This is a genomic window from Pseudomonas sp. 5P_5.1_Bac1, assembly GCF_025466015.1.
GTDB lineage: Bacteria > Pseudomonadota > Gammaproteobacteria > Pseudomonadales > Pseudomonadaceae > Aquipseudomonas.
This window is the reverse complement of sequence record NZ_JANLNX010000037.1, coordinates 84,570-98,161: the sequence shown is the minus strand read 5'-3', so window position 1 is coordinate 98,161 and position 13,592 is coordinate 84,570. Positions and strand designations below refer to the sequence as shown.

Annotated in this window: 16 protein-coding genes; 3 read left to right on the top strand and 13 right to left on the bottom strand. The window is 64.4% G+C overall.

Annotated elements, in window-relative coordinates; translation table 11 throughout:
* Position 1 precedes the first annotated feature (1 nt).
* The 4 genes from NTD82_RS06630 to NTD82_RS06615 form a co-directional block, all read right to left on the bottom strand.
* The gene (locus NTD82_RS06630; RefSeq protein WP_262128145.1) at positions 2 to 508 is read right to left on the bottom strand and encodes a sigma-70 family RNA polymerase sigma factor; all 507 of its coding nucleotides are present in this window, start codon (positions 506 to 508) and stop codon (positions 2 to 4) included.
* A 116-nt stretch (positions 509 to 624) separates the two neighbouring features.
* Entirely contained in the window at positions 625 to 1,428 is an 804-nt protein-coding gene (locus NTD82_RS06625) for a phosphate/phosphite/phosphonate ABC transporter substrate-binding protein (protein WP_262128144.1), read from the bottom strand.
* Between the two features lie 14 nt (positions 1,429 to 1,442).
* Positions 1,443 to 2,384: a fatty acid desaturase gene (locus NTD82_RS06620; RefSeq protein WP_262128143.1), complete on the bottom strand. Its 942-nt coding sequence runs from the start codon at positions 2,382 to 2,384 to the stop codon at positions 1,443 to 1,445.
* Positions 2,385 to 2,477: 93 nt separating this feature from the next.
* Positions 2,478 to 2,948 carry a phosphate-starvation-inducible protein PsiE gene (locus tag NTD82_RS06615; RefSeq protein WP_095154483.1) on the bottom strand — a complete coding sequence of 157 codons (471 nt, stop codon included), beginning with the start codon at positions 2,946 to 2,948 and terminating at the stop codon, positions 2,478 to 2,480.
* A 242-nt stretch (positions 2,949 to 3,190) separates the two neighbouring features.
* Between NTD82_RS06615 and NTD82_RS06610 the strand changes: the two genes are divergently transcribed.
* Positions 3,191 to 3,451, top strand: coding sequence for a YebG family protein (locus NTD82_RS06610; RefSeq protein ID WP_262128142.1), 261 nt, complete (start codon positions 3,191 to 3,193; stop codon positions 3,449 to 3,451).
* Positions 3,452 to 3,454: 3 nt separating this feature from the next.
* Here the strand turns inward: NTD82_RS06610 and NTD82_RS06605 are convergent, their stop codons facing one another.
* On the bottom strand, positions 3,455 to 4,477 hold the full coding sequence (locus NTD82_RS06605) for a Leu/Phe/Val dehydrogenase (RefSeq protein WP_262128141.1): 1,023 nt from the start codon (positions 4,475 to 4,477) through the stop codon (positions 3,455 to 3,457).
* 114 nt (positions 4,478 to 4,591) lie between these two features.
* Here NTD82_RS06605 and NTD82_RS06600 point away from each other — a divergent pair, with 114 nt between their 5' ends.
* Positions 4,592 to 5,398: a SirB1 family protein gene (locus tag NTD82_RS06600; protein WP_262128140.1), complete on the top strand. Its 807-nt coding sequence runs from the start codon at positions 4,592 to 4,594 to the stop codon at positions 5,396 to 5,398.
* 39 nt (positions 5,399 to 5,437) lie between these two features.
* Here the strand turns inward: NTD82_RS06600 and maiA are convergent, their stop codons facing one another.
* From maiA to hmgA, 3 genes are read right to left on the bottom strand one after another with little or no spacing between them, the layout of a single operon-like run.
* On the bottom strand, positions 5,438 to 6,073 hold the full coding sequence (gene maiA / locus NTD82_RS06595; protein WP_262128139.1) for a maleylacetoacetate isomerase: 636 nt from the start codon (positions 6,071 to 6,073) through the stop codon (positions 5,438 to 5,440).
* A 12-nt stretch (positions 6,074 to 6,085) separates the two neighbouring features.
* Positions 6,086 to 7,378 (bottom strand): fumarylacetoacetase, encoded by a 1,293-nt coding sequence (gene fahA, locus NTD82_RS06590; RefSeq protein WP_262128138.1) that lies wholly within the window; start codon positions 7,376 to 7,378, stop codon positions 6,086 to 6,088.
* A 2-nt stretch (positions 7,379 to 7,380) separates the two neighbouring features.
* Complete coding sequence (gene hmgA, locus NTD82_RS06585) at positions 7,381 to 8,682, bottom strand: homogentisate 1,2-dioxygenase (protein WP_095154469.1); 1,302 nt, start codon at positions 8,680 to 8,682, stop codon at positions 7,381 to 7,383.
* Positions 8,683 to 8,894: 212 nt separating this feature from the next.
* Between hmgA and NTD82_RS06580 the strand changes: the two genes are divergently transcribed.
* Positions 8,895 to 9,677: an IclR family transcriptional regulator gene (locus NTD82_RS06580; protein ID WP_262128137.1), complete on the top strand. Its 783-nt coding sequence runs from the start codon at positions 8,895 to 8,897 to the stop codon at positions 9,675 to 9,677.
* Positions 9,678 to 9,973: 296 nt separating this feature from the next.
* Here NTD82_RS06580 and NTD82_RS06575 read toward each other — a convergent pair whose 3' ends face one another.
* From NTD82_RS06575 to NTD82_RS06555, 5 genes are all read right to left on the bottom strand, one after another.
* Positions 9,974 to 10,315 carry a superinfection exclusion B family protein gene (locus NTD82_RS06575; RefSeq protein WP_262128136.1) on the bottom strand — a complete coding sequence of 114 codons (342 nt, stop codon included), beginning with the start codon at positions 10,313 to 10,315 and terminating at the stop codon, positions 9,974 to 9,976.
* Between the two features lie 63 nt (positions 10,316 to 10,378).
* Complete coding sequence (locus tag NTD82_RS06570) at positions 10,379 to 11,293, bottom strand: SDR family oxidoreductase (RefSeq protein ID WP_262128135.1); 915 nt, start codon at positions 11,291 to 11,293, stop codon at positions 10,379 to 10,381.
* A gap of 109 nt (positions 11,294 to 11,402) precedes the next feature.
* Complete coding sequence (locus tag NTD82_RS06565; RefSeq protein ID WP_262128134.1) at positions 11,403 to 12,308, bottom strand: alpha/beta fold hydrolase; 906 nt, start codon at positions 12,306 to 12,308, stop codon at positions 11,403 to 11,405.
* Between the two features lie 148 nt (positions 12,309 to 12,456).
* A complete protein-coding gene (locus NTD82_RS06560; RefSeq protein WP_262128133.1) occupies positions 12,457 to 13,143 on the bottom strand; it encodes an LrgB family protein in 687 nt (228 codons plus the stop codon).
* A complete protein-coding gene (locus NTD82_RS06555; RefSeq protein ID WP_262128132.1) occupies positions 13,133 to 13,519 on the bottom strand; it encodes a CidA/LrgA family protein in 387 nt (128 codons plus the stop codon). Before NTD82_RS06555 ends, NTD82_RS06560 begins: the two co-directional genes overlap by 11 nt.
* Positions 13,520 to 13,592 lie beyond the last annotated feature (73 nt).

Here is a 13,592-nt window from a genome sequence, read left to right as displayed (position 1 = left end):
ATCACTCCAGGCTGGCCTTGAGACAACGGTGGATGGCCTTGGCCATGTAGTCGCTCACCGAGCGTTGCGAGATGCCCAGTTGCGCGGCGATTTCCGGGTACGTCAGGCCGTTGACCTGGGACAGCAGGAAGGTCGCCTTGACCTTGGCCGGCAGGCCGTCGAGCAGGCTGTCGATGATCTGCAGCGCCTCGATCATTTGCGTCAGTTCTTCCGGCGACGGCGCCTGCGCCTCGTCGTCGAAGTGCAGGGCCTCGAGGTAGGCCCGCTCCAGGTCGCGGCGGCGCCAGAGCTGGTACATCAGGCGCTGGGCGATGGTGGTGAGCAGCGCCCGCGGCTGGCGGATCGGTTCCACACCGGGCGCGCTGAGCAACTGCACGAAGGTGTCGGCGGCGATGTCTTCCGCGCCGCTGTCGCCCAGATGCCGGCGCAACCGCAGGCACAGCCACTGGTAATGACTGCGGAACAGGCCGCCCACGTAATCGCTGTGAGAGTTTTCGATACCGGACATGAAAGGCTCCAGAAGGAGGATTGCTTGAAATGTCCGGTGGTCCGGTGACGCCATGCTAGTGGGAGGTCTTATTCTTTAAAAATATTTAAAAAGCATTCTTATATTCGCTAATGGAATTACACGTCTTCGGGGTGAATCCGCGCCAAGCCCCGCTTGGCGGCCTCGTCGCGGTAATCCAGCAGCACCTGGTAATCCGCCTCGCTCGCCGGTAGCACGCGACTGATCGCGAGGATCGCGGCGACTTCCGGCAAGTCCTGCAGCGCCTGATTCAGCGCGTCGCGGATAAGCGCCGCAGCGTGCTCGTCGAGGTGCGCGGGGCCGATGAACGGCAGGGTCGGGCTTGGCGCGCTGATGTCGATGATGCGCAGCCCGGCGACTTCTTCGCTGTGGTCACGGGCGAGATAACCCCAGGTCACGCTGTCGATGGCCGCCAGATCGCCGCGCCGCTCGCGCAAGGCGTGCAGGCTGTCGCGATGGCCGCCGGTGTAGCTGATGGCCGAAAAGAAGCGGCCCTCGCGTTGCAGTGGCGCGAGGCGATGGCGCAGCAGATTCATGCCGGAATTGGAGTCGGGGCTGTTGATCAGGCCGTGGCTGTCGAAAAACGCCGCCAGCTCGCGGCGCGGGTCGTCCACCCGGGCCACCAGCAGGCTGCAATGGTCGCCACCGCCGCTGTAGGGCAGTTCGTAGACGGGCCGGCCAATCACCTGCACCTTGCCGCGCAGCAGGGTCATCAACGGATAGCCGCAGGTTTGGGTGAAGAGCAAATGCGGCGACAGCCACAGGCCCGGCAGGTCCAGCCCGCCCGCATCGAGGCGGCTGGCCCCGAGCAGCGCCAGCGTGCGCTGCAACCACGCCTCGCTGGCGGCGCAAACCCGCGGCGGCGCCACGTACATCAACAATTCGGCAAAACCCTGGGACATGGGCGGACTCCGGTTCAGGCGTGGGGATGTTCAGGGCTGTCGACAGGACTGAAAGCATTGCGGCGCCACAACTCGCCATAGCCGTGCACCAGGAAGCCGCCGCTGCGCGCCAGCCACTGCTCGCGGCGCCGGCGGTAGACCTGCGGCAGGAAATACCACTGCAAGCCCGGAAGATCGTGATGCACCAAATGCAGGTTCAGGTGCAGGAACAGCCAGCTCCAGGGCCAGCCGGCCTCGTTGAGCACGGTGCGCTGCTCCGGCCGTTCGGCGGGACGGTGCTCATAAAACGAACGCACCATCGCCAGCGACAACGCCGGCACGCTGACAAAAAACACGTAGTGCGCCACCGACAGCGCGCTGTATTGGGCGATGAAGGTGAACATCAGCAGGGTGACGGCGCCGTGGGTCAGCCACATCAGCCACGCCTGCCGATCGCCCTTCGCCAGCCGGGCGAATTCCTCCCGCGCCAAACCGAACAGCGCTTGCGGCGCACCACTGAGCACCCGCCCCGGCACGGTCTTGTCCAGCCAGCGCAAGGCCCGCGCCAGGCGCGGCGCGCGTTGCCAGTGCTGACGGCTGAGGTAGCGGCTTTCCGGGTCGCGGCCCGGCAAAGTGAGGTCTTCGTCGCGGTGGTGCAGCAGGTGGCTGTCGCGGTACAGGGTGTACGGATACCAAACCGCGAACGGCGCGTAGCCGATCAGCTTGTTCAGCCAGAGGAAGCGCGTCGGATGACCGTGCAACAGCTCATGTTGCAGCGACAGCCAGAGCACCAGCAGCGGCACCAGCAACACGGTCGTCGGCCACACGCCAAGGACCGGACTGCCCAACAACAGCGCGAACCAGCCGGCATAGACGCCGACCAGCAACAGCCAGGTCGGCCACTCGCTGCGGCCGAGAAAACTGGCTTGCAGGCGCAGCACATCTTCGCGCTGGGCGTCGTCGAGGTAATGGGGCATTGCGGAGGTCCTGGATCATTGGCTGACCTCCGCTTGTGGAGTGAGGCGGAAAAATCTTGCAGATCGTTTGGTTATAAGCGACTTAGAAAGCCATCAACGCCCTTCCTCGATCTCCTTGCCATTGGCATCGATCACCCGGCTCGACGGATAGCGCGACGAGGCATAGCGCACCACCAGGATCGAGAACGACAGCAGCAGGATCCCGCCGCACAGGTACAGCAGCCCGACATCCGGCGCCTTGTGGTGGGAAACATCGCCGATCAGCAGGCGGGTCAGCGCGGTGATCGCCACATAGAGCAGGAAGCGGATCGGCATGTGGTTGGTCTTGAAGTAAATCCCCACCATCGCGCCAAGCTCGAGGTAGATGAACAGCAGGAGGATATCGTCGACGCTGACCCCGCCCTTGCCGAGCATGTCGATGAAAGTCATTACCGCGGCCCAGGCGGTGATGCCGCCGATGCCGAACAGGGCCAGGTAGTGGAACGACTCGACGCACAGATTGCCCAGCGAGTCGGCGGCGCCATGCAGGCCCTTGCGCAGTTTGTCAGCCCATTTGATGTTCACGATGCGGATTCCTTGGTACGACTTCGACGGAGGATGCGACAAGCACATGACGCTTTGCCTGCATGCAGTAAAAAGGCCAGGGGCCCCGTTTGAGAAGGCGACCAATTGCCGCAAGACACGCCTGTTCCGCATCAACTGCAAAATCTGAGCTATAAAAATGCCACTATCCAGCATTGCTGGATTACTGTATAAAAACCCAGTATTCGCAATCTTCAATTATCGAAAGGCATGTGAGGTGATGAATGGCCGTCGAAGTGGTGTACCGCAGCAGCCGCGACCTGGAGCGCTTGTTCATGGATAAAGCCGAAGCAGATCGTCACGACAAGATGCTGGAACTGGCCGAGTTGTTGGCCGAGGTGTTGAAAAAGGCCGTGCCGTCGCTGAGCGAACAGCAGCTCGAAGAAGCCGGTATCTACATGGCGAAAAACCGCGATGTGTTCGCCAAGGCGTTCAAGAGCCAGCCGGACGCCCTGTCCGAACTGCTCGACGCGCCAGCGGAATAAGCCTCAGCCGCCGTACACCAGGCGTTCGGCCAGTTGCTCGGCGACCCGCGCCGGCGAGCGTTTTTCCGCCTGGGCGTGGGCGAATACCTCGGTCAGCCGGGTGGGAATCCGCGACAGGTGCGCGGTGATGGCGACGGGATCATGGCCTTGATGGGTCAGGGCCACGTAGATCAGCCCGCCGGAGTTGATGACGTAGTCCGGGGCATAGAGAATGCCGCGGTTTTCCAGTTGGTCGGCCACCTGCAGGCTGGTCAACTGGTTGTTCGCCGAGCCCGCCACCGCCGCGCAGCGCAGTTGCATCACGCTCTGTGCGGTCAGCACCGAACCCAGCCCGCACGGGGCGAAGATATCGCACGGCGTGCCGACCAGCGCTTCAGGCGCCACTGGCTGCGCATTGAACTGCTCCATCGCCAGTTGCACCCGTCCCCGATCGTGATCGCTGACCAGCAATTCCGCTCCCGCCGCATGCAGTTGCTCGGCCAGCGCATAGCCGACATTGCCCAAGCCCTGAACCGCCACCCGCAAACCTTCCAGGTTGTCGCTGCCCAGCCGCGCCATCGACGTGGCGCGGATGCCGGCGAACACGCCCATGGCGGAATGCGGGGAAGGATCGCCGGCGCGGGTGGTGCTGGTGACGTGGCGGGTGGTCTGGGCGATGCAGTCCATGTCCAGGGTCGAGGTGCCGCTGTCGGTCGCGGTGATGTAGCGGCCTTCCAGCGATTCGATGAAACGCCCGAACGCCTCGAACAGTGCCGCGCGGTTTTCCACATGGGGATTGCGGATGATCACCGCTTTGCCGCCGCCCAGCGACAAGCCGGCCAGCGCCGCCTTGTAGGTCATGCCCTGGGCCAGACGAATGGCGTCGGTCATGGCGCTGTCGTCATCCGGGTAAGCCAGGTAGCGACAACCGCCCAGCGCGGGGCCCAGCCGCTCGTTGTGGATCGCGATCACCGCCTTGAGGCCGGTGGTCGGGTCGATACACAGGTGCAATGACTGGGTGCGCGTGCTTTGCATGAGAGCGAACATCTGCGGGCCCTCGTTAAGTGCTGAAACAAGTATAGGCGTCGCCCCGAACCCTGCCGGAGCACTGGACGAAACGATACGCCAGGGCTAAAACAGAAGCTCTCAGCGGAGACCACCATGAACCCACGCCAAGCTTGCCTGGACTGTCTGGAACGCACGCCCCCGGCCTTGTTCGAGGCCGGGCTGTGGATTGCCGCCGAGCATGACGACCAGGTGCAGCCGGCACAGGTGATGAACGCCGTGCTGGCGCTGCAGCATGAGGTGAGCAACAGCCTGCCGATGCTACCGCTGGCAGAGCTGGCCCAGCCCCTGCTGCGCAAGCTCTGCGCACTGGGTTTCCAGGAAGACGAATATCATCCGCTGCGGCCCCAGGCCGGGATGCTCGATCAGTTGCTGCTACGCCGTCGCGGCCAGCCGTTGACGCTGGCGCTGTTGACCCTGGAGTTGGCGCGCGGGTTGTCGATTCCGCTGGAAGGAGTGAATTTTCCGGGGCATTTTCTGCTGCGGGTGCCGGGGGCGGATCATCTGCTTGATCCGTGCGGCGGGCGGCGATTGTACCCGGCCGATTGCCGCGAGTTGCTTGGACGCCAGTTCGGTCCGCAGGTGCCGTTGAGTGCGGAACATCTGCAGGTCGCCAGTGCGCGGCAGATGCTTCAGCGCCTATCGCGTAATTTGCGGCAGTTGCATGCAACCCATGACAACGATCTGGCGGCGTTGAAGGATGCCGAACGGGTACTGGATCTTGGGCCGCCGCTGGCCAGTGATTACCTGGCGCGGGCGACGCTCTATCAGCATCTGGATTGCCCCCACGCCGAGCGCTTCGACCTGGAGCATGCGTTGCTGCTGACCGATGATCCGATCCAGCGGTTGCGGCTGACGGAGCGGTTGGCGCAGTTGCCGCCGGGGAAGAGGTCAGTTCATTAGGGTCTCATCGCTGGCAAGCCAGCGATGAGACCCTTGTATTCACCCCGCCGCCGGCGTATCCGGCTGCCGCGAAGGATGCGCAATCACGAACGCCGGATGCTCCTCCGCCAACTCCACCACCCGCAAGATCCGCGGATAGCCGCCCAGATCGATATTGAAGCGCTTGGCCGCATACACCTGCGGAATCAGGTACACATCCGCCAACCCCGGCTCATCGCCGAAGCAGAAACCGCTGTCGCCAATCAACTGCTCCACCGCCGCCAGCCCTTGGCTGATCCAGTGGGCAATCCACTGGTTCACCGCCGCGTCGTCCTGCCCCAGTTGACGCAACTGGTTCAGCACGCTGACGTTGTGCAGCGGATGGATATCGCAGCCGATCAACGCCGCCACGCCCCGGGCCCGGGCGCGTTGCACCGGGTCCTGCGGCAGTAGCGCGGGCTGTGGATAAACCTCTTCCAGGTACTCGATGATCGCCGGCGACTGCACCAGCACTTCACCGGAATCGGCTTTCAGTGCCGGCACCCGGCCCTGGGGGTTGAGCGCGAGGAAGTGTTCTTCGCGCTGTTCACCCTTGAGCAGGTTGACCGGCAGCGACTGAAACTCCAGGTGCTTGAGCGCCAACGCAATGCGCACCCGATACGACGAGGTGGAACGGTAGTAGGTGAAGAGTTCCATGCCCCTGCCCTCTCAGTGCGCCGCGACAACTTTGCCGCGGCATTCGCCGAAGCCGATGCTGGCCACGCCGTCGCGCCTGGCGCGGGCGCGCAGGATGATTTCGTCGCCGTCTTCGAGGAACTTGCGCACTTCGCCGCTCGCCAGTTCCACCGGCAGTTTGCCGCCCTCGGTGATCTCCAGCAGGCTGCCGAACTGGCCGGGCTTGGCGCCAGACAAGGTGCCGGAGCCGAACAGGTCGCCCGGCTGCAACTGGCAACCGTTGACGCTGTGGTGCGCAACCATCTGCGCCACGGTCCAGTACATGCTCAGGGTGTTGCTCAGGGTCAGGCGATGGGCGGGCAGGTTCTGCTCGCGCATGCGCTCGGTGAGCAGCAGCACTTCCAGTTCAATATCGAAAGCGCCACCGGCCTGATCGCGCTTGTCCAGCAGGTACGACAGCGGCTGCGGATCGCCTTCCGGACGCGCCGGCTGGGCGCAACGGAACGGCTCCAATGCCTCGGCGGTAACGACCCAGGGAGAAACGGTGGAAATGAAGCTCTTGGACAGGAACGGACCCAGCGGCTGGTATTCCCACGCTTGGATATCCCGCGCCGACCAGTCGTTGAGCAGGCAGAAACCGGCGATGTGCTCGGCGGCCTCGGCCACCGGGATGGCGTCGCCCAGGTCATTGCCCTGGCCGATCCAGATGCCGATTTCCAGCTCGTAGTCCAGTCGCGCGCACGGGCCGAAGCTCGGCTCGGTCTGCCCGGCCGGCAGGGTCTGGCCCTTCGGACGGCGCACGTCGGTGCCGGACGGACGGATGGTCGAGGCGCGACCGTGATAACCGATCGGCACGTATTTGTAGTTGGGCAGCAGCGGGTTGTCGGGGCGGAACAGCTTGCCGACGTTCTTGGCGTGCTCGATGCCGACGTAGAAGTCGGTGTAGTCGCCAATCCGCGCCGGCAGGTGCAGTTCGCACTCGCTGGCCGGGTACAGCGCGGCCTTCAGCGCAGCCTGGTGCGGGCTGTCTTGCGCCAGCAGTTCCAGCAGGCGCTGGCGCAGGGCGACACGGGCGCCGCGACCCAGGGCGAAGAAGGCGTTGAGCGCGCCGCCGCGAGTGGCTTCGACAGCCGCGCGGGCTTCGCCGTCGAACAGGCCGGCAGCCAGTACGGCGTCCAGGTCGAGAATGGCATCACCGATGGCGACACCCGAACGGCGTTCCCCACCGGCGCGGCTGAAGATCCCCAGCGGCAGGTTCTGCAGCGGGAAGTCGCTATGCCCGTTGGCGTGTTCGACCCAACTGCGGGCAATGGCGGTCTGATTCATGCTTATCTCCGGTTCGGGGTGAAGGTGCTCGGCAGCGTGGCCCAGCAACTATCGTAGTCGTTCTGCAACTGCGGGCAGTCCAGCGCATGGCGGCTCGGACGCAGCACCTGGCTGGTCTCGAACATGAAGGCCATGGTGTTATCGATCTTGTTCGGCGCCAGATCCACGGCGATGGCCTTGGCGCAGGTCTCGGCGTCCGGGCCATGGGCGCTCATGCAGGCGTGCAGCGAGGCGCCGCCGGGCAGGAAGCCTTCGGCCTTGGCGTCGTACTCGCCTTGGATCAGGCCCATGAACTCGTTCATCAGGTTGCGGTGGAACCACGGTGGACGGAAGGTTTTCTCGGCGACCATCCAGCGTGGCGGGAAGATCACGAAGTCGAGGTTGGCCATCCCCGGCACGCTGGTCGGCGAGGTGAGCACGGTGAAGATCGACGGATCGGGATGGTCGTAGCTGACGGTGCCGATGGTGTTGAACAGGCGCAGGTCGTATTTGTACGGCACGTTGTTGCCGTGCCAGGCGACCACATCCAGCGGCGAGTGCTGCAACTCGCAGCCCCACAGTTCGCCGAGGAATTTCTGCACCAGTTGCACCGGGCCGGTCTGCTCCTCGTAGTGCGCCACCGGGGCGAGGAAGTCGCGCGGGTTGGCCAGGCCGTTGCTGCCGATCGGGCCGAGGTCCGGGATGCGCAGCGGCGCGCCGTGGTTTTCGGCGATGTAGCCGCGGGCTTCACCGTCCAGCAGCTCGACACGGAATTTCATCCCGCGCGGGATCACCGCGATTTCCAGCGGCCCCACTTCCAGCCGGCCCAATTCGGTGAACAGGCCCAGGCGGCCCTGTTGCGGCACCAACAGCAATTCACCGTCGGCATTGAAGAACACGCGTTCCATGGAGCGGTTGGCGCGGTAGCAATGAATGCTGATGCCGGCTGGTTTTTCCGCCGCCGAGTTGGCCGCCATGGTGACCCAGCCGTCGATGAAATCGGTGGGCTCGGCCGGCATCTCCAGCGGGCTCCAGCGCAGGCGGTTGGGCGTGATCGCACCCAGCGAACCGCCAGCCAGTTGCCGCTCCAGACGCACGAACGCCGGGTGCAGCGCCGAAGGACGGATGCGGTACAGCCAGGTGCGGCGTTGTTCGTGGCGGGTCATGGTGAACGCGGTGCCCGACAGCAATTCGGCGTACAGACCGTAAGGCGCTTTCTGCGGGGAGTTCTGGCCGACCGGCAGGGCGCCGGGCAGTGCCTCGCTGGCGAATTCGTTGCCGAAGCCGCTCTGGTAAGCGAGGGCGGAAGTGGAATCGAGGTTCATCGAGCCTCCAGGCCGTGTCCGGGCCGGTTGTGGCAGGTTGACCACCCCGGCCTGCCGTAGGCAGCGATGGCGGCGCTTCTGCGTTATTGTTATTCGTAATTTGATTACGCATAACGTAATTTGATTGCCTGGGGGCGTCAAGTTATAAAGACCGCCGTCCTTCTTCGGGGCCCAACATCTCCGAATTCCTGCCCCGCACAGTGAACACACCCATGCCCAAAGCCACGCCCCCCGCCGACAACGGCAAACAGAAGGTTCGCTCGGCGGAAGTCGGCACCGACATCCTCAAGGCCCTCGCGCAGTTGTCCCCGGCCACCTCGCTGTCGCGCCTGGCCGAGCACGTGCAGATGCCGGCGAGCAAGGTCCACCGCTATCTCCAGGCGCTGATCGCCAGCGGGTTCGCCGAGCAGGACCAGGCCACCAACCACTACGGCCTGGGCCGTGAAGCGCTGCGGGTCGGCCTGGCGGCATTGGGCGGAATGGAGGTGCTGAAAGTCGCGGCGATGCCGCTGTCGCAATTGCGCGACGAGCTGAATGAAAGCTGCTTCATCGCCGTGTGGGGCAACCAGGGTGCGACGGTGGTGAATATCGAGCCGGCGGTGCGCGCGGTGACGGTGGTCACGCAGATCGGTTCGGTGCTGCCGCTGCTCAGCTCGTCCACCGGGCTGGTGTTCGGCGCCTACCTGCCGGAGCGGGAAACCATCGAGTTGCGTGACGAGGAACTGGCGCAAGCCGGGCACAGCGCTGCGGAGTACGACGAGCTGTTCGCCCGCATCCGCGAACGCGGCCTGCACCATGTGCACGGTTTGCTGATGCCGGGGGTGGACGCGCTGTCGGCGCCGGTGTTCAACGCGATGCGCAAGATTGCTGCGGTGATCACCGTGGTTGGCCCGACCTCGATCTTCCATGCCGACGAACAAGGCCCCGCCGCCGAGACGCTGCTGGCGACGGCGAAGGCGATCAGTTGGCGAATGGGCTATGAAGAGGCGCAGTGACCCGCTTTGGTGCACTGTTGCGAGCAGCGCAACAGTGAATGTCAGAAAGCACTATTTTTCCGCAGGTTGGAGCTGACTATCCTTTGTCCTGTCTTGGCGATCCGGTGTTCGCCAAGGCGCGAAGTTGACGCTTCGGCCCCCTTAATGGTCGGTTAATACTCTCCCCCTAGAGTGCTCCTCGATTGTTGTTCCGAAGCGTCACCCTTCAGTTTCACCGACGTTGATTTTGAAGCTCCTTGATCTGCGTCTTACTTGGCCGCTGCCTTTGCAGCGGCCTTTTTTATGGCGTCGCCAAATCAGTCGTCACAATGAAACCGGTGCAACAACCGGTGCGCCACCGGCGCCAGAATCAGGCCGATGCTGGCGACAAACACCAGGCCCACGTACAACCCGTACACAGCGAAAAACACCTTGCCGCCCGGCGTCTCCGGCAAGTCCACCGGCCCCATCCCACCCAGCAGCAAGGTGGCGTTGAACGCCGCGTCGTACCACTTCACGCCTTCTTCGAAATACAGATGCCCGGTCACCCCGATCAGGATCGAGCCCACCACCAGCAAACCCGCGCCCAGCGCATGCAGCAGCAGGCGGCTACGAAACTGTTCGGCCGAGATGACGGTGTCATTTTTTGATTCATACATCGTTCGCACTCCATGTCGCGATCACGGCCTTCCAGCATAGATCACGACGGGAAACGGGCCGCTTCAGCGACCGGCGAACGCCTGCAGATTGGCCATCATCTGTTGCAGCGCTTCCAGGCTGTCCTTCGGATGCACCGCGCCTTCAAAGTCGCCAATGCGACCCCAATTGGCCGCGACGTCTTCGACGCTGAAACCCTGCTGCGGATCGAAACCGGCGCCCAGGCTGCGCTCCCAGCGCACCTGGCCGATCCAGCCGCCGCCAACTTCATAGAGGTTGCCGCTGTCCTGGCACTGCTCGCTGCCCAGGTACACCACCAGCGGACTGATCAGCTCGGGCTTGAGCTGTTCGAACACCTGCGGCGGGATCAGCCCTTCGGTCATCCGCGTGCCGCCCGTGGGGGCGATGGCGTTGACCAGCACGCCGCTCTTGCGCCCTTCCAGCGCCAGGGTGCGGGTCAGGCCGTACAGGCCGAGCTTGGCCATGCCGTAGTTGGCCTGGCCAAAGTTGCCGTAGATGCCCGAGGTCGACGAGGTGAAGATCACCCGCCCCCAGTTCTGCTCGCGCAAATGCGGCCAGGCGGCGCGAGTGACTTTGTAGGCGCCCTCGACGTGGACCTTGTAGACCAGGTCCCAATCGGCGTCGTCCATTTTGTGGAAGGTCTTGTCCCGCAGGATGCCCGCGTTGTTCACCACCACGTCGATGCGGCCGAAACTGTCCAGGGCCTGTTCGACGATGCGCTGGCCGTCGGTGACCGAATCATGGTTGGCCACCGCGGTGCCGCCCGCTTCGCGGATCTGCGCCACCACGCGGTCCGCCGCCGAGGCATTGGCGCCCTCGCCGTGGGTCGAGCCGCCCAGGTCGTTGACCACCACTTTCGCCCCGTGGCGAGCGAACAGCAGGGCGTGGGCGCGGCCGAGGCCGCCGCCGGCTCCCGTGACGATCACCACTTTGTCTTCCAGGCGCACCGAATCGGTCATGGCACAACTCCAACTGAACAGGGAACGGAACGCGCAGTGTCGACCAGCGCCCGACCCGGAACAATCAACCGGGCGGACGCTGAATGGCGGGCAATAAGTGACGACGGGGTCAGGACCAGGCGACTTTCTGCAGGCTGCTGGTCAAGGGTTGCTGGCGAAAATCCAGGTAGTGCCGCAGCACCTGCGCCGGTGCTTCGGTATGCGGGTAGTGACCGATGCCCGGAAGGGTCACGGTGTCGGGCAGCGGCACTAGTTCACGGTAGCGCTCGAGCATGTGCGCACCGCACACCGGGTCCACCGCGCCGCTGATGAAGCGCAACGGCATCCGCGCCTGTTGCAACGCGCCCACCCACCGCTCTCGATAGGCTAGGCGCTCGGGCACGTAGGCCGACAATCGGTGCAGGATGCGATTGCCGCGGTTCGAGGTGATCAGGCTCCAGCAATCGTCCAGCGCGCTTTCACTGGGCTGAGTGCAGGGGCCATAGATCTGGCTGACGCTGTGCACCAGATCATCGCGATTGAAGGTCCGCGCCACCAGCCAGCCGAGGTGGCTGAGCAGCAAGCGCTGGGCAAGCAGCGAGCGGTGACGTTCGGGAAACAAGCCGGCGTTGAGAAAGGCGCACGTGGCGACTTCGGCCACGCCTTCATGGTGTCGGGCCAACAGTTCCTGGGCGACGCTGCCGCCGTAGTCGTGGGCAAGGATGTGCACGGGTTCATGCACCTGCAGGTGTGCCAGCAACGCCTGTTGCAGATCAGCCTGCTCCAGCAGGCTGTAGCGGTGTCGCGGCGGTTTGGCCGAATCGCCGAAGCCGAGCATGTCGCAGGCGATCAGGCGAAAACGCTGGGCCAGCGGCTGCCAGAGGTAATGCCAGTCCCAACTGGCGGTGGGAAATCCGTGAATGAGTAGCAGTGGCTCTCCCTGCCCTGCCGTCCAGTAGCGAATGCTCTGGCCGCGGAACGTGAATCCCAGGCTCCGTGTACGCCAGACGCACAGAGGTATCTCTGCCAATGGCATTAGCGGGATCTCGGTTAGAGGGTTGTGTTAAGTGTCGGGCACGCGGCACATGTTCTGTGCTCTGTTGGACAGCATAGTCACGCCTGCCCGAATCGAAAGTTGCCTTCGCAGCCAGCTTGATGACCCTGCGAGTCAGCCGCGCCAAATGTCAGAGCAGCGCCGACAACAGTGGCGCGGCAAACAGGTTGAGCAAACCGGTCAGGACCATCACCAGCCCCGCCACGGAACCCTCTTCGCCGCCCACCTCATGGGCCCGGCTGACGCCCGCGCCGTGGGCACCGACGCCGAACAACGCGCCGCGGGCCAGTGGCGTGCGCAGCGGCAGCCAGCGCAACAGCACGCCACCGAACAACGCACCGAGCACGCCGGTGAACATCACGAACACCGCAGTCAGTTCCGGTACGCCGCCCAGCTCCTGGGCCAGCGGCATGGCGAACGGCGTGGTGATCGAACGCGGCAGCAGCGACAGGCTCACCGCGCTGTCCAGCGACAGCAGCCGCGCCAGCGCCCAGGAACTGGCGATCGACGCCGCACTGCCCATCAGCATGCCCAGACCCAACGCCGGCCAGTGCCGGGCGAGCAGGCGCCGCTGCTGCCAGATCGGTACGGCGAAGGCCACGGTCACCGGGCCGAGCACCGCCATCAACCAGTGGGTGTCGCGGGAATATTCGGCGTAGGCGGTGTGCAGCGGCACAGCAATGGCCAGCAACACGGCGGGCACCAGAATCAGCGGCGACAGCAGATAACGCCCGGTCCGCCGGTACAGCCAGCGGCTGCCGAGGTAGGTCGCCACCGTCAGCGCCAGCCAGAACAGCGGCATCGGTTCAAGGCTCATGGCGCAGGCTCCGGCGGCAAACCCATTCCACAGTGAAGGCGGTCACCAGCATCACCAGCAACGTGCTGACGGCGATCACCAGCAGAATCCGCCAGCCGTCGCTGCGCAGCAGCGTGCCGTAGTCCAGCAGGCTCATTAGCGCCGGGATAAAGAACAGCAGCATTTCCGCCATCAATACCGCAGCGCCCCGCTGCAAGGCGGCGGGCTTGAGCCAGCCGCTGGCGAACAGTGCCAGCAGCAGCGCCAGGCCGATCACGCCACCGGGAATCGGCCACCCCAACCAGCTCGCCAACTGCCCGCCGAGCAGGTAAAGCGCCAGCAGCACGCCCAGCTCGGCTAGCAGGCGCGCAAGGAATTTCAGGTTCACGAGTTTCATCGAAGGGTCCTCAGGGGAGCCCATTGTAAAATTTGCTCATATATGCAAAAAGCGAATTGTTAGACTGAGAAGC

What these genes read in the sequence shown, in the direction of transcription:
- NTD82_RS06605 (WP_262128141.1), bottom strand. Translation starts at nt 4,477, where the DNA reads ATGTTCGCTCTCATGCAAAGCACGCGCACCCAGTCATTGCACCTGTGT.
- NTD82_RS06555 (WP_262128132.1), bottom strand. Translation starts at nt 13,519, where the DNA reads ATGAAACTCGTGAACCTGAAATTCCTTGCGCGCCTGCTAGCCGAGCTG.
- NTD82_RS06575 (WP_262128136.1), bottom strand. Translation starts at nt 10,315, where the DNA reads ATGTATGAATCAAAAAATGACACCGTCATCTCGGCCGAACAGTTTCGT.
- NTD82_RS06560 (WP_262128133.1), bottom strand. Translation starts at nt 13,143, where the DNA reads ATGAGCCTTGAACCGATGCCGCTGTTCTGGCTGGCGCTGACGGTGGCG.
- hmgA (WP_095154469.1), bottom strand. Translation starts at nt 8,682, where the DNA reads ATGAACCTCGATTCCACTTCCGCCCTCGCTTACCAGAGCGGCTTCGGC.
- NTD82_RS06610 (WP_262128142.1), top strand. Translation starts at nt 3,191, where the DNA reads ATGGCCGTCGAAGTGGTGTACCGCAGCAGCCGCGACCTGGAGCGCTTG.
- NTD82_RS06565 (WP_262128134.1), bottom strand. Translation starts at nt 12,308, where the DNA reads ATGCCATTGGCAGAGATACCTCTGTGCGTCTGGCGTACACGGAGCCTG.
- NTD82_RS06600 (WP_262128140.1), top strand. Translation starts at nt 4,592, where the DNA reads ATGAACCCACGCCAAGCTTGCCTGGACTGTCTGGAACGCACGCCCCCG.
- NTD82_RS06570 (WP_262128135.1), bottom strand. Translation starts at nt 11,293, where the DNA reads ATGACCGATTCGGTGCGCCTGGAAGACAAAGTGGTGATCGTCACGGGA.
- NTD82_RS06625 (WP_262128144.1), bottom strand. Translation starts at nt 1,428, where the DNA reads ATGTCCCAGGGTTTTGCCGAATTGTTGATGTACGTGGCGCCGCCGCGG.
- fahA (WP_262128138.1), bottom strand. Translation starts at nt 7,378, where the DNA reads ATGAATCAGACCGCCATTGCCCGCAGTTGGGTCGAACACGCCAACGGG.
- NTD82_RS06630 (WP_262128145.1), bottom strand. Translation starts at nt 508, where the DNA reads ATGTCCGGTATCGAAAACTCTCACAGCGATTACGTGGGCGGCCTGTTC.
- maiA (WP_262128139.1), bottom strand. Translation starts at nt 6,073, where the DNA reads ATGGAACTCTTCACCTACTACCGTTCCACCTCGTCGTATCGGGTGCGC.
- NTD82_RS06620 (WP_262128143.1), bottom strand. Translation starts at nt 2,384, where the DNA reads ATGCCCCATTACCTCGACGACGCCCAGCGCGAAGATGTGCTGCGCCTG.
- NTD82_RS06580 (WP_262128137.1), top strand. Translation starts at nt 8,895, where the DNA reads ATGCCCAAAGCCACGCCCCCCGCCGACAACGGCAAACAGAAGGTTCGC.